This window comes from Nonomuraea sp. NPDC004702 (assembly GCF_053601695.1).
On record NZ_JBSGCE010000001.1, the window covers coordinates 189,761 to 212,015 of the forward strand.

General features: G+C 72.6%; 22 protein-coding genes and 1 tRNA gene. 9 read left to right on the plus strand and 14 right to left on the minus strand.

Annotation, left to right across the window (positions count from 1 at the left end):
* Positions 1 to 6 precede the first annotated feature (6 nt).
* Genes ACWEJ6_RS00950 through ACWEJ6_RS00970 form a run of 5 tightly spaced genes read right to left on the minus strand, consistent with a single transcriptional unit; the run spans position 7 to position 6,412 of the window.
* Positions 7 to 939 carry a dihydrodipicolinate synthase family protein gene (locus ACWEJ6_RS00950; RefSeq protein ID WP_452420412.1) on the minus strand — a complete coding sequence of 311 codons (933 nt, stop codon included), beginning with the start codon at positions 937 to 939 and terminating at the stop codon, positions 7 to 9.
* Positions 936 to 1,928, minus strand: coding sequence for an ABC transporter ATP-binding protein (locus ACWEJ6_RS00955; protein WP_358288362.1), 993 nt, complete (start codon positions 1,926 to 1,928; stop codon positions 936 to 938). The genes ACWEJ6_RS00950 and ACWEJ6_RS00955 overlap by 4 nt, the downstream gene beginning before the upstream one ends.
* Positions 1,921 to 3,852, minus strand: coding sequence for a dipeptide/oligopeptide/nickel ABC transporter permease/ATP-binding protein (locus ACWEJ6_RS00960; RefSeq protein WP_452420414.1), 1,932 nt, complete (start codon positions 3,850 to 3,852; stop codon positions 1,921 to 1,923). Before ACWEJ6_RS00960 ends, ACWEJ6_RS00955 begins: the two co-directional genes overlap by 8 nt.
* Positions 3,852 to 4,811, minus strand: coding sequence for an ABC transporter permease (locus ACWEJ6_RS00965; protein ID WP_357996617.1), 960 nt, complete (start codon positions 4,809 to 4,811; stop codon positions 3,852 to 3,854). The genes ACWEJ6_RS00960 and ACWEJ6_RS00965 overlap by 1 nt, the downstream gene beginning before the upstream one ends.
* Positions 4,808 to 6,412 carry an ABC transporter substrate-binding protein gene (locus ACWEJ6_RS00970; RefSeq protein WP_387670909.1) on the minus strand — a complete coding sequence of 535 codons (1,605 nt, stop codon included), beginning with the start codon at positions 6,410 to 6,412 and terminating at the stop codon, positions 4,808 to 4,810. The genes ACWEJ6_RS00965 and ACWEJ6_RS00970 overlap by 4 nt, the downstream gene beginning before the upstream one ends.
* Before the next feature lie 138 nt (positions 6,413 to 6,550).
* Here ACWEJ6_RS00970 and ACWEJ6_RS00975 point away from each other — a divergent pair, with 138 nt between their 5' ends.
* Positions 6,551 to 7,261, plus strand: coding sequence for a FadR/GntR family transcriptional regulator (locus ACWEJ6_RS00975; RefSeq protein ID WP_387670911.1), 711 nt, complete (start codon positions 6,551 to 6,553; stop codon positions 7,259 to 7,261).
* Here ACWEJ6_RS00975 and ACWEJ6_RS00980 read toward each other — a convergent pair.
* A complete protein-coding gene (locus ACWEJ6_RS00980) occupies positions 7,258 to 7,842 on the minus strand; it encodes an HD domain-containing protein (RefSeq protein ID WP_452420417.1) in 585 nt (194 codons plus the stop codon). The two genes, ACWEJ6_RS00975 and ACWEJ6_RS00980, sit on opposite strands and share 4 nt — an antisense overlap.
* 31 nt (positions 7,843 to 7,873) lie before the next feature.
* Between ACWEJ6_RS00980 and ACWEJ6_RS00985 the strand changes: the two genes are divergently transcribed.
* Positions 7,874 to 8,722 (plus strand): DUF4429 domain-containing protein, encoded by an 849-nt coding sequence (locus ACWEJ6_RS00985; protein WP_387670914.1) that lies wholly within the window; start codon positions 7,874 to 7,876, stop codon positions 8,720 to 8,722.
* A gap of 285 nt (positions 8,723 to 9,007) precedes the next feature.
* Positions 9,008 to 9,568 (plus strand): NADAR family protein, encoded by a 561-nt coding sequence (locus tag ACWEJ6_RS00990; protein ID WP_452420419.1) that lies wholly within the window; start codon positions 9,008 to 9,010, stop codon positions 9,566 to 9,568.
* Here ACWEJ6_RS00990 and ACWEJ6_RS00995 read toward each other — a convergent pair whose 3' ends face one another.
* The 4 genes from ACWEJ6_RS00995 to ACWEJ6_RS01010 all read right to left on the minus strand — a co-directional run bounded on the left by ACWEJ6_RS00995 (position 9,569) and on the right by ACWEJ6_RS01010 (position 13,709).
* Complete coding sequence (locus tag ACWEJ6_RS00995) at positions 9,569 to 11,908, minus strand: helicase-associated domain-containing protein (protein WP_452420421.1); 2,340 nt, start codon at positions 11,906 to 11,908, stop codon at positions 9,569 to 9,571.
* 80 nt (positions 11,909 to 11,988) lie between these two features.
* Positions 11,989 to 12,065 (minus strand) — tRNA-Lys (locus ACWEJ6_RS01000).
* A gap of 41 nt (positions 12,066 to 12,106) precedes the next feature.
* The gene (locus ACWEJ6_RS01005; RefSeq protein WP_352352100.1) at positions 12,107 to 13,030 is read right to left on the minus strand and encodes a nucleoside hydrolase; all 924 of its coding nucleotides are present in this window, start codon (positions 13,028 to 13,030) and stop codon (positions 12,107 to 12,109) included.
* A gap of 286 nt (positions 13,031 to 13,316) precedes the next feature.
* Positions 13,317 to 13,709: an OsmC family protein gene (locus ACWEJ6_RS01010; protein WP_358288389.1), complete on the minus strand. Its 393-nt coding sequence runs from the start codon at positions 13,707 to 13,709 to the stop codon at positions 13,317 to 13,319.
* A 52-nt stretch (positions 13,710 to 13,761) separates the two neighbouring features.
* Between ACWEJ6_RS01010 and ACWEJ6_RS01015 the strand changes: the two genes are divergently transcribed.
* Entirely contained in the window at positions 13,762 to 14,472 is a 711-nt protein-coding gene (locus ACWEJ6_RS01015) for a hypothetical protein (protein WP_397164695.1), read from the plus strand.
* 50 nt (positions 14,473 to 14,522) lie between these two features.
* Positions 14,523 to 15,296, plus strand: coding sequence for an FAD:protein FMN transferase (locus ACWEJ6_RS01020; RefSeq protein ID WP_352352103.1), 774 nt, complete (start codon positions 14,523 to 14,525; stop codon positions 15,294 to 15,296).
* 7 nt (positions 15,297 to 15,303) lie between these two features.
* On the opposite strand, the gene ACWEJ6_RS01025 is transcribed toward ACWEJ6_RS01020, so the two are convergent.
* Entirely contained in the window at positions 15,304 to 15,579 is a 276-nt protein-coding gene (locus tag ACWEJ6_RS01025; protein ID WP_352319467.1) for a hypothetical protein, read from the minus strand.
* Positions 15,580 to 15,694: 115 nt separating this feature from the next.
* On the opposite strand from ACWEJ6_RS01025, the gene ACWEJ6_RS01030 reads away from it, so the two are divergent.
* Positions 15,695 to 16,075: a phage holin family protein gene (locus ACWEJ6_RS01030; protein WP_387670925.1), complete on the plus strand. Its 381-nt coding sequence runs from the start codon at positions 15,695 to 15,697 to the stop codon at positions 16,073 to 16,075.
* Between the two features lie 10 nt (positions 16,076 to 16,085).
* Positions 16,086 to 17,417 (plus strand): aromatic amino acid ammonia-lyase, encoded by a 1,332-nt coding sequence (locus ACWEJ6_RS01035; RefSeq protein WP_387670927.1) that lies wholly within the window; start codon positions 16,086 to 16,088, stop codon positions 17,415 to 17,417.
* Here the strand turns inward: ACWEJ6_RS01035 and ACWEJ6_RS01040 are convergent.
* Positions 17,359 to 18,342 carry a LacI family DNA-binding transcriptional regulator gene (locus tag ACWEJ6_RS01040; RefSeq protein ID WP_387670929.1) on the minus strand — a complete coding sequence of 328 codons (984 nt, stop codon included), beginning with the start codon at positions 18,340 to 18,342 and terminating at the stop codon, positions 17,359 to 17,361. The genes ACWEJ6_RS01035 and ACWEJ6_RS01040 overlap by 59 nt on opposite strands.
* Before the next feature lie 228 nt (positions 18,343 to 18,570).
* On the opposite strand from ACWEJ6_RS01040, the gene ACWEJ6_RS01045 reads away from it, so the two are divergent.
* Both ACWEJ6_RS01045 and ACWEJ6_RS01050 read left to right on the plus strand, forming a co-directional pair.
* A complete protein-coding gene (locus ACWEJ6_RS01045) occupies positions 18,571 to 19,431 on the plus strand; it encodes an amidohydrolase family protein (RefSeq protein WP_358288403.1) in 861 nt (286 codons plus the stop codon).
* A 447-nt stretch (positions 19,432 to 19,878) separates the two neighbouring features.
* On the plus strand, positions 19,879 to 20,415 hold the full coding sequence (locus tag ACWEJ6_RS01050; RefSeq protein ID WP_352323951.1) for a cysteine dioxygenase: 537 nt from the start codon (positions 19,879 to 19,881) through the stop codon (positions 20,413 to 20,415).
* Here ACWEJ6_RS01050 and ACWEJ6_RS01055 read toward each other — a convergent pair.
* Positions 20,387 to 21,052 (minus strand): hypothetical protein, encoded by a 666-nt coding sequence (locus ACWEJ6_RS01055; protein WP_452420426.1) that lies wholly within the window; start codon positions 21,050 to 21,052, stop codon positions 20,387 to 20,389. The genes ACWEJ6_RS01050 and ACWEJ6_RS01055 overlap by 29 nt on opposite strands.
* A gap of 14 nt (positions 21,053 to 21,066) precedes the next feature.
* Positions 21,067 to 22,239: a CynX/NimT family MFS transporter gene (locus ACWEJ6_RS01060; protein WP_358288409.1), complete on the minus strand. Its 1,173-nt coding sequence runs from the start codon at positions 22,237 to 22,239 to the stop codon at positions 21,067 to 21,069.
* Positions 22,240 to 22,255 lie beyond the last annotated feature (16 nt).

The window sequence follows — 22,255 nt, forward strand, 5'->3', positions numbered from 1 at the left end:
CGACGGCTACAGCAGCCCGGCGGCGGCCAGCAGCTTGCCGACCCGGCCGGTCTCGTCGTCGTTCAGCGGGATCTGCGGCAGCGCGGTGAGCGGGCAGTCGATGACGCCCCGCAGGTGCAGGGCGGCCTTGAACGCGCCCAGCCCCGCCGAGCTGCCGCCCATGCGGCCAGCGCCGACCCGGACGATCTCGAACAGCCTGACCAGGCGTTCCTGCTCGGCCCTGGCCGCCGCCCAGTCGCCGCGGGTGGCGGCCCGGTACAGCTCGGCGTACCCGTGGGGGTCCACGTTGCCGAGGCCGGGCACGACGCCGTCGGCGCCCATCCACAGCGCGGAGTCCACGGTCACCTCCGACCCGGTGAGCACGCTGAACGGCGCCCGGCGGCCCAGGATGACCTGGCGCAGCCCGCCGTCGTCGCCGCTGGAGTCCTTGACCCCGGCGAGCGCGCCCTCGGCGGCCAGGTCGAGCAGCAGGTCGGCGCCCAGCTTGGTGTGCACGCTGACCGGCAGGTCGTAGGCGTAGACCGGCAGGCCGCTGCGGGCGGCGATCGTCCGGAAGTGGGTGCGGATCTCCTCGGGATGGGTGCGCGTGTAGAACGGCGCGGTCGCCACCAGCCCGGACGCCCCCGCCGCCACCGCGACGCGGGCGTGTTCGAGCACCCGCGGCGTGGTCATGTCGATCACCCCGGCCAGCACCGGCACCTGGCCGCCGACGTGCCCGACGACCGTGTCCAGCACCACCCGCCGCTGGGCGTCGGTCAGGTAGGCCACCTCCGAGGAGGAGCCGAGCACGAACAGCGCGTCCACCCCGCCCTCCAGCAGGTGGTCCACCAGCCGGGTCAGGGAGGCGGCGTCCACCTCGTGGCCGGGGGTGAACGGGGTGCAGACCGGGGGGATCACGCCGGTCACTGTCGCGGCCCCGGCGACATCGGGATCTGTCATGAGTGCTCCTGGATCAGCTCTAGGTCGGTGGCTCCGGCCGCCACCGGGTGGTGGCAGTGGAAGAGGTGGTCGTCCCCGGCCCGCGTGGCGGCGGGCATCTCGGCCGCGCACAGGTCGTCGGCCCGCCAGCACCGGGTGCGGAACGGGCAGCCGCTCGGCGGCCTGGTGGCCGACGGCACCGCGCCGACCAGCGGGATCGGGGTGATGGGCGAGATCAGCCCGGGGGTGGCCGAGAACAGCGCCCGCGTGTACGGATGCCTGGCCCGCCCCGGCACCGACCGCGCGGGCGTCTGCTCGACGATCCTGCCCAGGTACATGGTGACCACGCGGTCGCTCATCCGGCGCACGGTCTGGATGTCGTGCGAGATGAACACCATCGCCAGCCCGAGCCGGTCCTTGAGGTCGAGCAGCAGGTTGAGGATCTGGGCGCGGACCGACACGTCCAGGGCGCTGGTGGGCTCGTCGGCGACGACCAGCCGCGGTTCGAGCGCGAGCGCCCTGGCCACGGCCACCCGCTGCCGCTGACCGCCGGAGAGCTGGCCGGGCAGCGCGCCGGCGACGCCGGCGGGCAGGCCGACCAGGTCCAGCAGCTCGCGCACGCGGGCCTCGCGCTCGCCGGGGGTGCCCCGGCGGTGCACGTCGAGCGGGTCGCGCAGGATCCGCCCGACCGGCAGCCGCCGGTTGAGCGCCGTGGACGGGTCCTGGAAGATCAGCCCGACGCCGCCGCCGACGAGCGCGCGCCGCTCGTCCTGCTTCAGCGTCCACAGGTCGCGGCCGTTCAGGCGCACGTTGCCCGAGGTCGGCCGCTGCAGCCCGACCAGCACCTTGGCCAGCGTGGACTTCCCGCAGCCCGACTCCCCCACGATCCCGACGGTCTCGCCGGGCGCGACGGTCAGCGAGGCGGCGGTCAGGGCGTGCACGCGGTCCCGCGCGAACAGCCCTCCCGAGCGGGCCTTGTGCACGACGTGCACGTCGTTCAGCTCAAGCACGTGTCTCACTCCCTGCGAGTTCGACCGCCGGGTGGTGGCAGGCCACCGCGTGCCGCCTGGCCTGCCCGGCCAGCACCGGGGTCTGCGTACGGCACACGCCGGTGGCCATCGGGCACCGGTCGGCGAACCTGCACCCGGCCGGGAAGTCGGCGGGCGCGGGCACCACGCCGGGGATCTGGGTCAGCCGCTCGGCCCCCGACTCCAGCGACAACACCGAGCCGAGCAGCCCTCGCGCGTAGTGGTGGGCGGGCTCGCCGACCAGGGCGGCGGTGGCGCCGGTCTCGACGATCTGGCCGCCGTACATGACGACGACGCGGTCGGTGACGTCGGCGACCAGGGCCAGGTCGTGCGAGACCAGGATCAGCGCGAACCCCAGCTCCTCGCGCAGCCGCAGCAGCAGCTCGATGACCTGCGCCTGGACGGTCACGTCGAGCGCGGTCGTCGGCTCGTCGGCGACGATCAGCTTGGGGTCGCGGGAGAGCGCCATCGCGATCAGCACCCGCTGCCGCTGGCCGCCCGACAGCTCGTGCGGATAGGCGGACAGGGTGCGGCGGGCGTCGAGGCCGACGAGTTCCAGCAGCTCGGCCGGGGTGCGCCGGCCGCCCCTGCGGGTGAGCTGCCTGAGCTGGGCCCTGATGGTCATGGCCGGGTTGAGCGAGGACAGCGCGTCCTGGTAGATCATCGCCATCTCGTGGCCGAGCAGGCGGCGGCGGGCCCGGCGCGGCAGCGCGAGCAGCTCCTTCTGGTCGAAGCGCACGTGGCCGCCGACCCGGGCCTGGCGCGGTTGCAGGCCCATGACGGTCAGGGCGGTCAGCGACTTGCCGCAGCCGGACTCGCCGACCAGGCCGACGACCTCGCCGGGCCAGACCTCGAAGCCGACGCCGTCCACGATGTCCACGCCGGGGTCGAAGCCGATCCGCAGGCGTTCGACGCTGAGGATCGGCTGTCCTTGCGGCAGCGGGCGGGCGCGTCCGGCCAGCCGGCGGGCGGCCTCGGCCAGGCCGGGCAGCTCGACGACCTGGCCGGCGCCGGGGGCGGCCTGCTCGTAGGCGTCGTCCTTCCTGGGGGCGGCCCTGCGGGCCGGGGCGGCCCAGGCGTCGGAGATGCCCTCGGACAGGATGTTGAGGGCCAGCACGGTGAGCAGGATCAGCAGGCCGGGGAAGACCGTGGCCCACCAGCCGCCGAGCAGCACCAGGTTCTTGCCGTCGGCGATGACGCTGCCCCACGACGGGTTCGGCGGGCGTACGCCGGCGCCGATGAACGACAGCGACGCCTCGAACACGATCGCGTCGGCCACCATCACCGTGCAGAACACCAGCACCGGCGCCGCGCAGTTGACCGCGACGTGCCTGAGCACGATGTACGGCGTGCGCGCGCCGATGACGCGCTCGGCCGCCACGTAGTCCTCGCCGTACTGGGCGATCACGTTGGCCCGCACGACCCTGGCCACGGACGGCATGTAGAGGAAGGCCATGGCCATGACCAGCACCGGGATGCTGCCGCCGAACACCGCGACCAGCACGGCGGCCAGCGCGATGCCGGGGAAGGCCATGATCACGTCGAGCACGCGCATGACGGTCTCGTCCACCACCCGGCGCGAGGTGGCCGCCACCGCGCCGACGACCGCCCCGGCGACCAGGGCGAGGCCGGTGGCGCCGAGGCCGATGATCAGCGACCAGCGGGCGCCGTACAGAAGCCGGGACAGGATGTCGCGGTTGGCGCTGTCCAGGCCCATCCAGTGCGCGGCCGACGGGCCGCCGCCGGCGGCCTCCTGGAAGTACGGCGAGTGCGGCGCGATCAGCGGCGCGAACAGGGCGGCCAGCACGACCAGGACGACGACGGCGACCGCCGGCCACGACGCCGCAGGCAGCCGCCGGAAGGCGACGCCGGGCCTGGACAGGCGTTCGGCGAGTCCGCTTCTCATCAGGCGGCACTCCTCAGGCGGGGGTTGACCAGCAGGTAGAGGATGTCGACGACCAGGTTGACCACCATGAAGCCGATCGCGATGGTGAGCACGACGCCCTGCACCACGGCCGGGTCGCCGTCGCGCACCGCGTTGATCATGAGCTGGCCCATGCCGGGCAGGCCGTAGATCGTCTCGATGACCACCGTGCCGCCGATCAGGTAGCCGATGCGCAGGCCGAGCACGGTCAGCGGGTTGATCAGCGCGTTGCGCAGCACGTTGCGGCCGACCACGACGATCATCGGCAGGCCGCTGCCGATCGCGGTGCGCACGTAGTCCCGGTCCAGCTCCTCGACCATCGACGTGCGGATGATGCGGGTGAGCTGGGCGGCGATCGGCAGCGACAACGACAGCGCGGGCAGCGTCATCGACTGCAGCCAGCCGGTGAGGGAGTCGGCGGGGTTGATGTAGCCGCCGGTCGGGAACAGCCCCTCGCCGACCGCCAGCCACTGGATCATCAGCAGCGCCAGCCAGAACGCCGGAGCCGCCACGCCGACCAGCGACACGACCCGGATCGCCTGGTCGGGCCAGCGGTCGCGGAACAGCGCCGCGGTCACGCCGAACACCAGCGAGAGCACGATCGCCACGGCCAGGCCGAGGAACGTGAGCTGCAGGGTCAGCGGCAGCGCGGTCGTCACCGACTCGACGACCGGCTTCTTGGTGAGCACGCTGGTGCCCATGTCGCCCTGGGCGAGGTCGGCGACGAAGCGCACGTACCGCAGCGGCAGCGGGTCCAGCAGGCCGTTCTCCTCCTGGAAACGGTGGATCTGCTCCGCCGTGGGGTTCGCGCCCTGGAAGTAGGCGTACTCGGGCTTGACGCCCGAGAAGCGCATCACGACGAACACGAACGCGACCACGCCCAGGACCAGCGGGATCAGGATGAGGAGCCGCCGCAGCAGCATCCTGAGTACGAGCGTCATGTCCTCTTGGCCTGCAGCAGATTGATGCCGGGGTACGGCTGGGCGCGGATGCCGGAGAGCTTCTTCGGGTCCCAGGCGGTCATCAGCTCGTTGTGGACGACGGGATAGAGCACGGCCTGCTCGGCGACCAGGTCCAGATATCTGTGGATCTGCTCGCTCTTCTTGGCCTTGTCCGTCTCCTTGCCGGCCGCGTCCATCATGGCGAACAGCTTCTCGGCGTCCTTGCTGCCGTCCCAGTGGCTGTACTTCATCCACAGGCCGCCGGGCACGTAGTTGTAGTGCAGGATCAGGTCCGCGTCCATGCCGAACTGGTTGGGGTTCGAGGCCGCCGCGACCACCTGGTAGTCCTGGAACTGGTCCATCTTGGTGAACAGCGCGGCCGTGTCCTGCGGCTCCAGCGTGGTCTTGATCCCGACCGCCTCCCAGGAGGCGGCGATGGTGGGCAGGCAGTCGACGATCCAGCTCACGTTGACGGCCATGAGGTTGACCGTCAGGTTCGTCACGCCCGCCTCCTTCAGCAGCGCCCTGGCCTTGTCGGGGTCGTAGTCGTAGACGACCGAGGCGCGCCGGTGGTCGGGGTGGCCCTCGTTGAGGAAGGAGCTGGAGGCCGTGCCGTGGCCCTTGAGCGCCACGTCGATCATCTTCTGCTTGTCGATGGCGTAGTGCAGCGCCTGGCGGACGCGTACGTCGTCGAAGGGCTTGGCGGCGGTGTTGAACATCAGGAACATGTGGTTCATGCCCTTGCCGCCCTCGACCGTGAGGCCCTGCTGCTTGAGCTGGTCGACGTTGGCGTACGGGATGTTGTCGGCGATCTGCGCCTCGGCGGAGCCGCCGGAGATCTTGGCCACCCGGGCAGAGGCGTCCACGATGGTCAGCCAGTTCATCTTCTTGACGGTGGCCGGGCGGGGGCCGTTGTAGCCGTCGAACGCCTCGAAGGAGGTGTTGGATTTGGGGTTGTGCGCCGCCTGCTTGTACGGCCCGGAGCCGACCGCCATGCCGCTCTTGGCCTTGTCCCACGCGCCCGCCTGGCTGAACACGTGCTTCGGCATGATCTTGGCGATGGTCAGCCGGGGCGCCGCGTCGGGGAAGGGGAACTTCAGGACCAGTTCCACGGTCCGGTCGTCCACCTTCTTCACCTCCTGGAGCCAGGGCTTGAAGAAGTTGCCGGTCAGCACGTTGTCGGGGCCGAGGATGCGCTCGAAGGTGAAGACCACGTCGTCGGCGGTGACCGGCTGCCCGTCGTGCCACTTGGCGCCCTCGCGCAGGGCGAACGTCCACGACGTGGCGTTGGCGTCGGCGGGCAGCGCCGTCGCCAGGGCGGGGTACGGCTCCCGGGTGACCGGGTCGGTGTCGAGCAGCCCTTCGTAGACGTGGCTGATCCCGGCCATCGCGAACGCCGACGCGGTCTGGGTCGGGTCCCAGCTCTGGTCGTTGCCGTAGCCGATGACGGCGGTGATCAGGTCTTTGTTCGATCCGGCGCCGACCGAGCCGGTCGAGGCCGGGCCTCCGGAACAGGCGGAGAGGGTGGCCGCGATGAACGCCGCCGCACCCGTGGCCCCGCTGTAGCGCAGGAAGTCACGGCGGCTGAACTCAGAGCTCACGGATGCCTCCTGGGGGGAACAGGTAGAACGTAGGACATCCCATGTCCTATCTTGTGCGTAACGTGGACGCTAAACGCCAGAGCGTCTTGAGGTCAACAGAGGATTTCCGGAATGTTACCTACGATGAAAGGAAGCTTCATGGCCGCAGTCCCGCGTCCGGCACGTCCCAGCCGGGCCGTCGAGGCCCAGGAGGGCGTCAAGGACCTGATCGTCAGGCGCGGGCTGGTCGCGGGTGACCCGCTGCCCACGGAGTCGGAGCTCATGGAGGAGCTCCAGGTCAGCCGCAACTCCGTCCGGGAGGCGCTGAAGGCTCTGCAGGCGGTCGGCATCGTGGACATCCGCCACGGCTTCGGCATGTTCGTGGGCCGGATGTCCCTGTCCGGGCTGGTGGACGAGCTGGCCTTCCACAGCCGCATCACCCTGCAGAACGGCCGCAACCACCTGGCGCACCTCATCGAGATCCGCGAGATCCTGGAGAGCGGGCTCGTCCAGCGGCTCATCGACCTCGGCCCGGAGGCCGACCTCGCCCCGGTGGCCGACGTCATGGCCCGCATGGACCACGAGTCGCAGGTCGGCGAGGTCTCCCCCGAGACCGACCGGCTCTTCCACGACCTGCTCTACCGGCCGCTCGGCAACCCGCTGGTCAGCCAGCTCCTCGGCGCGTTCTGGGACGTCTACCACCAGCTCCGCGACCACCTCGGCGCCCCCGACGAGCCGCCCGGCGACGTGGCCAGGCGGCACCGCGACATCTACGCCGCGGTGCTGGCCGGCGACCGGGCCGCCGCGGTGTCGGCCGTGTACGCGCACTTCGACGGCGTGCGCAACCGGCTGGCCCGGCTGGGGGGTTAGTCCGGGTAGCGGGCCACGCGCCTGGCCCAGGGCCGCCGCCATTCCTCGTACCACTCGGCGAACCACGGGTGGGGCGCGGCCAGCGGCACGATGTGGGCGACGGTCTCGTGGTAGTAGCGCTTCTGGAACCGCCAGTGGAGGCGCTGCAACTCCTGCACGTTGCTCACCCGGTCGGCCAGCTTCACCAGCACCGCCTGCGCCGGGGCCTTGGCCAGCGCGGCCAGGTGGTCGGCCTTCGCGCGCCCGGCGGGCCTGGTCACCCAGCAGACGAGCCCGGTCACCTCCGCGCCGAACCGCCGGGCCAGCTCCCGCTCGGTGCACGCGGTGTCCTCCAGCACGTCGTGCAGCACGATCGCGGTCAGCACGTCGGGGTCGCGCACCTGCGCTCCGGCCACCGCCACCTCCAGCGCCTCCAGCAGATGCTCCACGTACGGCCGCCCGGTGGGACGCTGCTGCACGCCGTGCTGCGTCCGGGCGAAGCGCACCGCCTCGCGCAACCCCGTGACGGTCTGCGACGGGAGCGCCTCGGCCAGGGGGCCGGCGGCCTGGCCCCACGACATCCAGCTCGTGAAGATCTTCATCGGGCTCCTCTCGACGTCCTAGGCTGAGAATATGACCGAGATCGCCGTTCCAGACGGCTCGTGGACGTTCAACGGAGAGATGCTGCGCGTCGTCCCTGGCGGCGACAAGAACGTCCACGAGCTCCGCAAGGTGCTCGGCGAGGTCGCCGTGCCTCTGGAGGCCATCGCGACGTGCGCGTTCGAGCCCGGCCGCAAGGGCGGCCAGCTCCGCCTGCGCCTGCGCTACGGCGCCGACCCCCTGTCCGACCTCGTCGCCGGATCGCTGGCCGCGCCCGCCGACCCGTACCGGCTGGCGGTGCCCAAGGAGCGCGCCGGCGCGGCCCAGTACTTCGCCGACGAGGTCCGCGACACCCTGGAGATCAACCAGACGCCCAGCGGCCCCTGCGAGCACTACCTGCTCCCCGGCCCCGCCATCCCCGTCTCGGCCACGGCGGGCGACGGCACCGCGATCTTCGACGGCGAGCGCGTCCGCCTGGAATGGACCGGTTTCGCCAGCACGGAGAAGGAGCGGGCGGGGTCGCAGGAGTTCCCGCTGGCCGAGCTGGTGGGCGTGGAGTGGAAACCGCAGTCCGGCCTCGGCTACGGCACCCTCCGCTTCCGGCTCAAGGGCGACGGGCCCGGCGCGTCCCCGCAGAAGGACCCCCACTGCGTGTCCTGGGGCATCCAGCGCTTCGGCGGCGCGACCGCGCTGGTCGGGGCGGCGGTGCTGGCCCGGCTGCCGCGCGAGCAGCCCGAGGAGCTGGAGCCGGCGGCCTCCGCCGGCGACGCCCACGACGCGGTGCTGCGCCGCCTGGCCGAGCTGGGCGAGCTGCACCGGTCCGGGGTGCTGACCGACGAGGAGTTCGCGGCGGCCAAGCAGGCCATGATCCGCCGGCTCTGACCGGCTTGGCCGACCGTGACGGCGGACGGCCCGGAGGACGAGCCTCCGGGCCGCGGCCGGTCAGGCGGTTATCGGGTCAGCACCATCAGCGTGAAGAAACCGGTGTACTGGCAGAAGTACGACAGGTAGGTGCCCTTCGCCTTGAGCTCCTTGCCCTTGGCGATGCACGCGGCCTCACTGCTGTGGTCGCCGTACTTGATCCAGGTGGAGGCGGAACCCGGCGGGCTCGATCCGCCGGCTTTAATCGGCTTGGCCGGTGTCCGTCCCCTGTGGGACGGTTGAGCGGTGTCCGACCAGCTTCCCCGTACCGTTGACGAGGCCGTCGAGGCGGAGCGGAACGGCCGCCGGCCGCGCTACCTCTACTTCTGGGGCCACCGCCCGGCCCGCGACGGCGGTCCCGGCCGCGGCTGCCTGTCGCAGTGGTGGCCGGTCACCTTCACCGAGGGCGGCCACACCTTCGCCTCGGCCGAGCACTACATGATGGCCCACAAGGCGTGGCTGTTCGGCGACCACGACAGCGCCGGCCGCATCCTCCTGGCCGCGACCCCGGGCGAGGCCAAGAAGCTCGGCCGCACCGTGCGCGGCTTCGACGAGGCCGTGTGGGACGCCCACCGGCTCGACATCGTCGTCCGCGCCTCGCTCGCCAAGTTCGGGGCGCACGCCGACCTGCGGGAGTTCCTGGTCGGCACCCGCGCGCACGTGCTGGTCGAGGCCAGCCCGCTGGACCGGGTCTGGGGCATCGGCCTGGCCGCCGACGACGAGCGCGCCGCGTCCGCGGCGACCTGGCGGGGGCTGAACCTGCTCGGTTTCGCGCTGATGGCGGCCCGCGACGAGCTGGACGCCTGATCAGGTCAGCACTTTGGTGATCTTCGCCAGGTCCAGCAGCCGGAACTCGGCGGGCTCGTGGCACCACACGTCCAGATCCGCGCCGCGCACCTCCGGGCCGCTGACGGTGAGCTCCTCGCCGTCGTGGACGATCCTGGCCGTGCCGTGGTACTCCAGCTCCATCGCCACCCGTTCGCGGGCCTTGGGCGACAGGGCGGTGGCGTACCGGGCGAAGAGGTCGCGCAGGCCGTGGTGGCCCGGCAGCGGCTCGCCGGCGGTGGTGACCAGCCAGGCGGCGGCGCGTTCCGGGCTGAGGACCCCCTGCTCGCGGCCGGCCGGACGGGCCGGGGCGCGCCGGGGCGCGCGGCCGGTCACGGTGAGCGTGCCGTCGGCCTCGCGGGCGACCGGCGCGTACCCGGCCTCCCTGAGCAGGGCCAGGGTCTGCGCCGGGTCGAGCGCGCTGGCCAGGACGGTGGGGGCCAGCAGGCGCGGACGCAGCTTGGCCAGCCTGCGATGCGCGGCCAGCTCGGCCAGCAGGGCCTCGTCGTCGCCCACCACGCAGCAGCCCACCGGGACCACCTCGATCTCCCCGTGCCGCCGGGCGACGTCGTGGATCAGGTACGTCAGGGGCTGCGGCAGCGGGCCGGCGGCCACCTCCTCCAGGGCCGAGACGAGTTCGGCGGCGGTGTGACCGGCGTCCAGGGCGCGGCGCACCGAGGACGCGCCGAACCGCCACGAACCGCCGGGCTCGCGGTCGGCGGCCCGGTCGAGGACCTCCGTCAGGGCGGCGGCGGGCGGGCCGGTGACCACGGCGGTCAGGTCGGTCCCGAACAACGCCTGCCGCCGGGCGCCGGCCAGCAGCCCGGCGGCGGCCTCCCCCACCCGCGGCCCGGACGGCGTCCGGAGGGCCAGGCCGGGCGGGCTGAGGGCGTCCGCGCCGAGCAGGCCCAGCAGCCTCGACTCGGCCAGCACCGCGAGCACGACCTCGCGGCAGCTCGCCCGCTGCAACAACGGAAGGTGCCAGCTCGCGGCCGCCGCCACCTCCTCCGCGTCCGGCACGGCCGCCGCCTCCCCCGTCGCCGTCGCGCCCGGCAGCAGCCCGAACACCACCTCCCGGATGACGCTGGACGGTGTCCCGGTCCCGGCCGGGGCGAGCGGGGTGCGGGGTTTGCCGTCGTACCGGCGGGTCGGGCTGATCGGCAGCCGCCACCACGCCTCGGCCAGCGCGGCGTAGCGGTCGGCCGGCGACAGGCGCAACCACGCGTCGTAGGCCCTGGTCGGCGAGACCCCGGCAGGCCGGGTCTCGGTCGCGCGCCGGGTGCGCACCTGCGTGAGCGGGTTGGCGGCCAGCAGCCCGGCGGCGTGCACGAGGTCGAGCAGCAGGCGGACCTCGTCCTCGGCGCAGCCCAGGCGGCCGGCCAGGCGGCGCACCTCCTTGACGCCGACGCCGCCGCCCTTCAGCTCGGGCAACGGCTGCGCCGCCGCGTCCTGCAGCAGGGCCGCGGCCCGGTCCAGGAGGCGGAGGGCGGCCACGGACGCCTCGTGCGCGACCAGGTCGGCGGCGACCGGCCGGGTACGGACCGCCGGCTGCTCGACCGGCAGGTCGATGCGGTGGTCGGGCCCGCGCAGCGCGAGTGCGACCTCCATGGGCATGACGTAGGTGCGCTCCCAGTCGACGCTCCAGACGAGACCGTGGTCGCGGGCCCACCGCGCCGGGGTCGCCGGCCGCCGCGGCTGGTGCTGGCCGCGGGGCGGGAACTCGTCGAGCACTCGCGCGGGCCCGCGTTCGAGGAAGTCGTCGAGCAGCTCCCGGGTGCCCGCCGGGGCGCGGGCGACCAGCCGGGCCAGCCTGCCGGGATCGCCGAGGGCCATGGTGATCGACTCGATCAGCGCCGCTCTGCGCGGCGTGCCCGTGCCGCCCAGCCGCCGGTGCACGTCGGTCAGCTCGGCCACGGTGACGTGCGCGAGCAGCCCGGACAGGGCGGGGCCCAGCCCCAGGGGCGTCGGCAGCACCGCGGGCAACCCGGCGGCCAGGTGCAGCCCGCCGCCCTCGCCCCGCCGTACGAGCGCGACGCGTTCGAGCCGGTCGATCAGCCCGGGCAGGTCGGCGCCGGCGGTCACCAGGTCGGGCAGCGGCCGGCCGCTGCGGGCCGACACCAGGATCGCCTCCACCAGCAGCAGGCAGGGCAGCGGTGTCCGGGACAGCGCCAGGTGCACGGACTCCGGCGCGTCGAGCCGCTCGGCCAGCTCGGCCGGCCGCCGCGGCGGCACGGGCCGCAACACGTCGGGCCGCGCCGCCAGCAGCTCGGTCAGCCGCTCGCGCCCCAGCCCCGCCAGCCATTCCGGAAACGTCTCGTCCACCGACCGATTGTCGCAAGCCGCGGGGAGCGACGGGGCCCCGAAAACAGCGAAACCGCCTGGCGAGCCAGGCGGTTTCGGGGTGGTGCGCCGCCAGGGACTCGAACCCCGGACCCGCTGATTAAGAGTCAGCTGCTCTAACCAACTGAGCTAGCGGCGCAACAGGGTTAACTGTATCAGCCGCCGGACGGTGCCCGCACATCAGCCGAGCCGCTCCCCCAGCCGCCCGTACGCCCCCAGCACCAGGTCCCAGAACCCCTTCACGTCCACGGACGTCGCCACCAGCGCGTTCGCCGGCCGTCCGCGCAGGTCGAAGTCGGTGACGGTCATCCCCCGCGTGTACGTCCCGGCGGTCTCCACGTTCACCACGGCCGGCACGCAGGTGAACAGCGACGGGTCCAGCACGTACGCCACCGCGCAGGCGTCGTGGATGGCCGGGCCGCCCTCGGCCGTCACCACGCCGTAGAACTGCGCGGCGGGCACCAGCAGCTCCGACAACCGGCCGAGCGGCCGCATGCGGTCGAGCACGTCCGCGGTGACCAGGGCGGACAGGGTCACGTCGAGGCCGAGCTGGCGGACCTGCCAGCCGGCCTCGAAGACGATCGCCGCGGCCTCGGGGTCGGCCAGCATGTTGAACTCGGCCGCCGGGTTGTGGTTCCCCCGGGTGTACGAGCCGCCCATGATCACCAGCTCCCTGGCCCACTCCACGACGCGGGGCTCGCGGCGTACGGCGAGGGCGATGTTGGTCAGCGGGCCCACCGCGACCAGCGTGATCTCGCCCGGGGCGGCACGCAGGGCGTCCACGATGAAGTCCACCGCGTGCCCCTCCGACAGGGGACGCACGGGGGCGGGCAGGACGACGTCGCCGAGCCCGGTGTCGCCGTGGACGTGCCCGGCGCGGACCGTGCGGTGCAGCAGGGCGCCCGCGCTGCCGGGCGTGACCGGCACGTCGCCGAGGTCGAGGAACTCCCGGAGCGCCAGCGCGTTCGCGGTGGTCAGCTCCAGGTCGACGTTGCCGCCCACGGTGGTGACGCCCACGACGTCGAGGTCGGGGGAGCCGGCGGCGAGGGCCAGGGCGAGCGCGTCGTCGATGCCGGGGTCGCAGTCGATGAGAACTTTCTTCACACCACAGGACAATACGCATGGCCGATGGCAGATGAGGCAGCGCCTGTGCCGGCTGCGGGCATGGATCGGGGCCGGGCAGTTCCCCCAAATCTGCCCGGCCCCGATCGGTGGCGGTCCAGGCCGACGTCTTCCCCCAAAAACGTCGGCGGTCCCGCACTCGCGGACCGCGGTCCCCCTCCGCGTCCGCATCGGTGAAGGTCTGTTGTGGCCTCTCGACCTGCTACAACGCTACCGAGACGAATGCAACGGTCGCGTCATAACGGGGTCGAATAAGCGTTTAATCCGACTAGGGAAGCTCCAATCGAACCTCTGTACCGTCCTGCAACGATCTGCTCACCGTGCAGTACTTGTCGTGCACCCGCCCGGCCACCGCCCTGAAGACCTCGTCGGCCGCCTCCGAGGGCAGCTCCACGTCGTAGGTGACCGTCACCGGCCCGAGCTTGTTCGGCTCGACCTTCTCCGACTCCACCGTCATGGCCAGGCGCACCAGCCGGTGCCCGCGCTTGGCCGTGAGCGGCTCGACGGTCACGATGTTGCAGCCGCCCACCGCCGCGAGCAGCAGCTCGACCGGGGTGAACACGCCCTCGTCGTCGCCGCCGCCGATCTTCACCTCGGCGCCGCGGGCGTTCGTGGCCCGGAAACCGCCGTCTTCTGTCCGCTCAACACGCACGTTAGCCATGTTTCAGACCTTACTCAGAAAGCTCTCATGTTCCTTCAGCATCGTCATAGACATGGCTAGTGAGGTGAATGCGAGTCACGGTCCCATCCTCTTCTGGTGCGGGGTCGCGGTCGCCGAGTTCGGCGCGATCCAGCCGGGGTTCGGCTACCCCTGGCGGCCCACCGCCTACGCCGCCGCGGCGTTGCTCGTCGCGCTCGGCTTCGCCACCGTCAAGGCCGCCGACCTGCTCCGCACCGAGCAGGCCCGGCAGCGGCTGCGGCTCGGCGGCTACCTGGCCGGCGCGCTGCTGGTGGCCCACGAGCTGAGCTCCACCGCGTACGTGACGGAACTCAGCCGCGTCGGTTCGCTGCTGCTGTACGCGATGGCGGCGGTCATGGCGGTCCGCAGCCACACGGTCGTCCCGCAGACCAGGGGCAGGGTGCTGATCGCGTCCGGCATGGACCCGGACACCCTGCGCACCCGGCTGGCCGGCGCGAGCACCAGGACGGACACCGTGGCCGTCTACCGGGCCGAGCGCGCCACCAGCGAGCTGCGCGACCTGGAGACCAGGTACGGTCTCATCCTCGTCACCGGCGCCGAGCACGACCCGAGGGCCAAGGAGCGCATCAGCGCCTCCGGGCTCAGCCGCGAGATCCCCGACATCGCCGAGCGCGAGGTGGTCGTCGAGGGCCCGCGCCCGTTCACCCGGTACGTCGGCGGCGCATTGTCACGCCTCGCGATCCCGAGATCACAGGTGCATTTCAAACCAGGGCAAAAGGTTTAGCCCCACGTTACGGCCGACGTGAGAGCGTGGGCAGCGGACAAGGAGGCCAGGTGACGATTTTCCCCGGAAGCGCCCGTGTCGACACGGTCATGGGCATGCCCGTCAGCGTGGACATCCGCACGGCTCTGCCGGCCCGAGAGCTCACCCCCCTGCTCGACGACGCCTTCTCCTGGTTGCGCTGGGTGGCCGACACCTTCAGCCCGGCCAAGGAGGACAGCCAGATCTGGCGCCTCAACCACGGCCTGACCATCAGGCAGATCCCCGAGCTCGTCGAGGTCCTGCACCGCTGCGAGGAGCTGGGCGAGGCGACCGGCGGCTGGTTCGAGCACCGGATCAACGGCGTGATCGACCCGTCCGGCTACATCAAGGGCTGGGCCCTGGAACGCCTGTCGCGGGCGCTGTGCAACGCGGGCGCCGGTGACCACCGCATCAACGCGGGCGGCGACATCAGGGTGCGCGGCTCGGCCGCCCCGGGCAAGCCGTGGCGCGTCGGCATCCGCGACCCGCGCACCGACGTCGTCAGGAAGGCGCTGTTCGCCCACGACCTCGGCATCGCCACCTCGGGCGGCGCGGCCGTGGTGGACCCGCGCACCGGGGAGCGCCAGCAGACGCTCGGCTCGGTCACCGTGATCGGCCCCGACCTCGGCGTGGCCGACGCCTACGCCACCGCCATGTACGCCATGGGCCCCACCCTGGCCCGGCGGTTCGCGACCGACCTGGCCGAGGCCGGCGCGTACGACACCATGATCGTGCTCCGGGACGGCCAGGAGGTCAGCACGCCGGGCATCTCGGGCATCGCCGCGGGGGCGCGCCTGGCCGGCTGAGCGCGGCTCAGGCGTCGGGATGATCGCGCAGATATTCCAGGTAGATCGGCCGCAACGCCTCGCCCAGCTCACCCTCGCCCGCCGCGAGCGCGTCGCTGAGCAGCGCGGACACCCGGCTGAGGTCGTTGGCGGTCTCACTCTCGTGACCGCTCGCGGCCTCGGCGGCCGGGATCACCTTCAGCAGGTTCCACAGGAAGCCCAGATCCCCATGGCGTACGGCGTACCGCACCGCTCGGTCGTGCAACTCCGCCGCGGGCAACGAATCAAGACCATTAGCGTCCATCCCGCTCCCTTTCCCGACATGAGTCACAGGTAACCGCCGCCACAGTGCGTGATCGACCGGCTTCGCGCGGTCGATCTATCGCGCCGGCGATCGCGAAGTGGGAGGATCAACCAGCGTGAGATTCATCATCAGAACCGTGGCCGCGGCCGCCGCCCTCTGGGTCGCCATCCAGCTCCTCGACGGCATCAGGATCACCGCCCCGGAGAACTCGGCCAAGTACTGGGGCGTCCTGCTCCTCGTGGCCCTGATCTTCGGTGTCGTCAACGCCATCGTGAAGCCGATCGTCAAGGCGCTGGGCTGCGCGGTCATCGTGCTGACCCTCGGGTTGTTCCTCCTCGTCATCAACGCGGCCATGCTGCTGCTGACGAGCTGGATCGCCGGCCAGTTCGACATCCCCTTCCACGTCGACAACTTCTACCCCGCCGCCTTCTGGGGCGCGATCATCATCAGCGTGGTCAGCTGGCTGCTCGGCCTGTTCATCCCCGACAACGACTGATCCCCTCCCCATGCAGCTCAACGGCGCCGGCCTGACCTGCGCCCAGGTGCACGAAGCCGCCCACGGCCGGGCCCGGGTCACGATCGGTCCCCTCGATCGGGCCCGGGCCTCGTGGGCCACCGCCCAGGGGCTGACCGGCCCCGTCTACGGCCGCAGCACGGGCGTGGGCGCCAACCGGGACGTCCGGCTCGACTCCCCCGGCCTCGACCTGCTGCGCAGCCACGCCTGCGGGGCAGGTCCCCTGGTGGCCGACGAGCGGGCGCGGGCCATGCTCGTCGTGCGGCTCAACCAGCTCGTCGCGGGCGGCTCGGGCATCGACCCGGCCGTGCTGCCCGTCCTGGCCGAGGCGGTCACGGGCGGGTTCACGCCGCCGGTCCGCACGTACGGCGCGATCGGCACCGGCGACCTGACCGCGCTCGCCACCACGGCCCTGTGCCTGCTGGGCGAGGTGCCCTGGCGGCGGGCGGGCGAGGAGACGGCCGGGCCGCGCTTCGCGCTCGCCTCCGGGGACGCGCTGCCCTTCATCAGCTCGGGCGCGGCCACGCTGGCCGACGCCGCGCTGGCCTGCCACCGGCTGGGCGCGCTGCTGGAGGCGGCCGTCGACGTGGCCGCCCTGTCCTTCACCGCGGTGGACGCCTCCGCCGAGCCGCTGGCCGCCGCCGTCCAGGAGGCCAGGCCGCATCCGGGCCAGTCGCGCGTGGCCGGACGCCTGCGCGGCCTGCTCACCCACGAGCTGGCCACCCGCGTCCAGGACCCGTACGGCTACCGCGCCTTCGCGCAGGTGCACGGCGCGGCCGTGGACGCGTTGGAGCGTGCCACCGCCACCGTCGAGACCGACCTGAACGCCGCCACCGAGAACCCGCTCATCACCGGCACCCTGGCCTGGCACAACGGCAACTTCCACTCGGCCCCGGTGGCCCTGGCCCTCGACGCGCTGCGCGCCGCGCTGGCCCAGACCGCCCAGCTCAGCACCGCCCGCCTGGCCACCCTCATGAACCCCGCCTACACCGGGCAGCTGCCCTTCCTGGCCGACCGGCCGGGCGCCTCCGGGCTGATGATCCTGGAGTACGTGGCCCAGGACGCCCTGGCCGAACTGCGCCACCTCGCGGCCCCCGTGACGACCGGGACCGCGGTGATCTCGCTGGGCACCGAGGACCACGCCGGTTTCGCCACCCAGGCCGCCCGCCACGCGCTGCGCTGCCTCGAACCGCTGGAGATCGTGCTGGCCTGCGAGCGCGCCGCTGCCGTGCGGGCCCGCAAGGGGGCACGGCCTGACGGGCAGCTCACCGACGAGCTGGACGAGGCGCGGGCGGCGCTTGCGCGACCGAGCCCCGCTCCCTGAGCGTCGGCTCCTGGACCACCCGGCGGCGGCGGGTGCCGCCGTCGGCCGCGGCCGCGATGAGCCGCACCGCGGCCCTGACGATGCCGTCGATGTCCCAGTCGACGGTGGTCAGGCCGGGGGTGAGCAGCCCCGACATGGGGTGGTCGTCGTAGCCCATGACCGACACGTCGCCCGGGATGGACAGGCCCAGCTCCTTGGCCGCGGCGTAGACGCCGTAGGCGATGGAGTCGGCGAAGCAGAAGACCGCGCTCGGCCTGGACGTGGAGAGGATCTCGTGGGCCGCCGAGGTGGCCGCCGCCAGGTCGTGGGGGGCCGTGACGACCTCGATGTCGAGCCCCAGCCGGTCGGCCTCGGCCAGGACGTGCACGTCGGCCGGACGGTCGGGGGTGCTGGCCTGGGTGGGCGTGAGCACGGCGATCCGACGGTGACCGAGGCCGGCCAGGTGTTCCAGGGCCAGCGTGACGCCCCGGCGGTTGTCGAAGACGACCTCGCCGGCCGTGCCCGCCAGGGAGTCGCCGATCGCGACGACGGGCAGCGACTCGCACAGCTCGGCCCAGAACGGCGCGGCCGGGTCGACCGGCTGCACGATCATGCCGTCGACGCGCTGGTCGCGGAGCTGCTGGGCGAGCACGCGCTCACGGTCGGGGTCGCCGACCGCGTCGAGGATCAGGGCATAGCGGTCTTTCTCTCGCAGGCCCCTGCTGATGCCGACCGCCAGCGACTGCTGCCACAGGTCTTCGAGCGAGCCGCAGAGCAGGCCGATCATGCCCGTGCGGCCACTGGCCAGGGCTCTGGCGATGGGGTCGGCCTCGTAGCCGAGCTCGGCGGCGGCGGCGCGCACGCGCTCCATGGTCTCCTCCGAGACCTGCATGCCGCGCAGCGCATAGGAGACGGCCGCCGGAGACAGGCCGGTCGCGCGGGCCACTTCCCGAATCGTCGCTCTCTTCCGCGGCATCCCGCCAGCCTATTGCCTGCCACCGACAGAAGCCGGACTCCCGCACGGGCTCGCGGGGTTCTTCTGGGACCGCCCTCGACGTGCGAACCGTTGACAAATAGGGCAGTGAAGCGGTTCACTGAAACGGTTCACCTGATTGATTTCGCAGTACAGTTCGTTTACCTGTAATCTCAGTAGGAAATAGAGGGAGGTGTGATCGTGAGCATCGACGTGCACCAGCACCTGTGGACGGGTTCGTTCGTCGCCGCGCTGCGCGCTCGCACCGTCCCGCCCCGGCTCGACGGCTGGACGCTGCTGCTCGACGGCGAGCCGCCGTACGAGGTGAACCCGGCCGACCACGAGCACCGGGACACGACCGGGCTCGACCTGGCGCTGGTGTCGATGTCGAGCCCGCTGGGCGTGGAGTTCCTGCCGCCGGAGGAGGCGTGGCCGCTGATCGACGCCTACCACGAGGGCGCGCTCGGGCTGGGCGAGCCGTTCGGGGTGTGGGCGGCGACCTGTCACAGCGAGCCCGATCCGGAGCGGCTGGCCAAGGACCTCGACCGGGGGCTGGCCGGGCTGCAGATCCCGGCCACCGCCGTACCCGACGACCGGCTGCTCGACGTGCTCACCGAGCGGGACCTGCCGCTGTTCGTGCATCCCGGGCCCGCCGCCGTGCCGCCGCCGCCGGGGACGCCGCCGTGGTGGCCGGCGCTGGTGCCGTACGTGCAGCAGATGCACGCGGCCTGGCACCACTTCCACGCCGTGGTCCGGCCCCGGCATCCTCGGCTGCGGGTGTGCTTCGCGCTGCTGGCGGGGCTGGCGCCGCTGCACTCCGAACGGCTCATCGCCCGCGGCGGCACCGGGCGCGGCCTGGTCGATCCCGGTTTCTACGTGGAGACGTCCTCGTACGGGCCGCGTGCCATCGACGCGATCGTCCGCGAGCTGGGCGTGGACGTCGTCGTCAACGGCTCCGACGCGCCGTACGCCACGGCCCCCGACCCCGGCCTCGGCACCGCCGCCCACCACGCCATCCACTCCACCAACCCCCGCCGCCTCCTGGGCCTCCCCCCACCATGACCCCGCGAGGGAGCGCCCCCACCTGGCCCCCCAAGCCGCCTCACGCAGTAAGGCCATTGGACCCGCGAGGGAGCGCCGGCGTCTGGAGGAGCGGCGGGAGCGAAGCGACCAGAGCGGGGGAAGACGCCGGCATACAGGCGACCGAGCCGCCTCACGGAGTGAGGCAATTAGATCCGCGAGGGAGCGCCGGCGTCTGGAGGAGCGGCGGGAGCGAAGCGACCAGAGCGGGGGAAGACGCCGGCATATGGCGACCGAGCCCGCCTCACGCAGTGAGGCAATCAGACACAGCGCCGCCTCACGGAGTGAGGCCATTAGATCCGCGAGGGAGCGCCGGCGTCTGGAGGAGCGGCGGGAGCGAAGCGACCAGAGCGGGGGAAGGCGCCGGCATACAGGCGACCGAGCCGCCTCACGGAGTGAGGCCATTAGATAGAGAAAGGAGACTCGTACGTGAGTGACATCCAGATCCAGGGCGGGGGCGTGTGTGCCGGGCTGCCGGAGCGCACGCTCGACCGGCGTGAGCTGCGCGACCTGGTCGACGAGCTGGCCGCCAACCCGCAGGAGTGGCGTGACATGGTCGACTTCCCGGCCGACGGCGGACGGCACTACGCCTCCCTGTACCGGGACGCCTATGTGGACGTCTGGGTGCTGTGCTGGCGTCCTGAGGACGACACGGGCTGGCACGACCACGACATCTCCTCGGGCGCGGTGCACGTCGTGCAGGGGGCGTTGCAGGAGTGCAATCCGCGCATCGGCGGCGAGCACCTGGAGACCGTGGTGCCGGCCGGTCAGTCGTTCTCGTTCGGGCCCGACCACATCCACCGGCTCGGCGGCGCGGAGGGCGAGAGCGTCTCGATCCACGCGTACTCGCCCCCGTTGTGGCGGCTCGGCCAGTACTCCATCGACGACAGCGGCGTCATGCGCCGGGTGTCGGTGAGCTACGCCGACGAGCTGCGTCCTATGGACGAGCCGGTCGCTGTGGCCTGAGCACGCAGCAGCTCCCGCACGCCTCGACGTCGGGCAGGGTGATCCACAGGCAGCACGTCCTGCGGAAGTAACCGTCGTCGGCGGGCTCGACCAGCCCGTCGACCGGGCTGCCGAGCTCGGCGAGCAGGGCCATGTAGTCGCCCTTGACGATGCAGGTCAGCGGATGGGCGAACGCCTCGGCGGTCGAGCCCCACAAGGTGCGCTCGCCGACCTTGGCGAGCGCGCTGATGGCCTTGACCAGCGGCTGCTGCGCCTCGGCCAGCGACTCGCGGATGGGTTCGACGCCAGTGCCCCAGCTCACGCGGCTGGCGGCGATCGTCACGCCGGCGTCGGAGACCTTGAAGTAGGTGTCGGCCAGCCGCATGACGGGGATGCGGCCGTCGAGGGCCCAGCCGAGCGCCATGGGCAGGCTGTGCCAGTAGCCGAAGGTCTTCCAGAACAGCGCCGCGCCGACGTGCCGGGGCGCGTTCCAGCGTGCCGCCGTCTGCTCGACCAGGCCCGCCAACAGCGTGTACGGCTCCCGCACCAGGTCGGCTGCGGCCGTCCAGCTCTCGTCGGGGTCGATGACGAGCTCTGGCTCGACCCCGATGACACCGCCCCGGCCGTCGGCCAGACGCTGGAGAGCCTCGGTCAGCACGCTGTGGATCCCTTCTACAGGTTAGCCTTACCTAAGGTAGCAGGGCGTCCGGCGAACCATCCAGCCACCAGCTGGGCCCCGAGGACCCCGAGGCCGACCGTGAGCGGCACGGTCCAGCCGCCCGAGACCTCCCTCAGGTAGCCGAACAGCAGCGGGCCCAGCGCGGCCACGACGTACCCCACCGACTGGGCCACGGCCGACAGCGCGGTCACGCCGGCCGGATCGGCCGGGCGCAGGGCGATGATCAGCAGCGCCAGCGCGAACGAGGCCCCCTGGCCGATGCCGAGCACGATCATCCACAACCACGGCACGGTGGCCGGGGCCAGCAGCACGCCGAGGTAGCCGAGCACGGTCAGCACGCCGGCGCCCACCACGTACGGCACCTGCGAGGCCCGGCGGCCGGCCAGCACCGGCACCGCGAGCGAGGTCGCGACCTGGACCAGGTTCGTCAGGCTGAGCAGGTAGCCGGCCTGGTCGGCGGGCAGGCCGGCGTCGAGGAAGATGGTCGGCAGCCAGGCCAGCATGACGTAGAAGGTGAGCGACTGCAGGCCCATGAGCGCGGTCACGTACCAGGTGACGCGGCTGCGCAGGACGGCGCCGAACGGCCTCGGGCCGCCCTGCTCGGCGGGGCCGCCCCGGACCGCCTGCGGCAGCCAGAGCAGGGCCGCGAGCACGGCGGGCACGGCGAGCAGCGCCGAGACGCCGCGCCAGTCGAAGCCGGTGGCCCGCTCCAGCGGGATCACCAGGGCCGAGGCCCCGGCCGCGCCGGCCACCACGGCCGCGACATAGACGCCGGTGAGCAGGTTGACGCGCTCGGGGAAGTGCTGCTTGACGATGCCGGGCATGGAGACGTTCATGACGGCGATGGCGGTCGCGGCCAGCGCCGAGCCCAGGTAGAGCATGGGGACGCCGTCGAGCCCGCGCAGGCACTCCCCCGCCGCGACCACGAGCAGGCCGGCCAGCAGCGTCCTGTCCAGGCCGATGCGCCGCGCGAGCAGCGGGGCCACCGGGCCGAACACGCCCAGGCAGACCACCATGACGGTGGTGATCGCGCCGCCGCCCGACGGCGACAGCCCCAGGTCTTTCATGATCTCGTCGAGCAGCGGTGACAGGCCCGCGATGGCGGGCCTCAGGTTGAGCGCGGCCAGCACGAACCCGGCCACCAGCAAGGCGTGTCGCAACGACATAGGGCACCTACTCTGG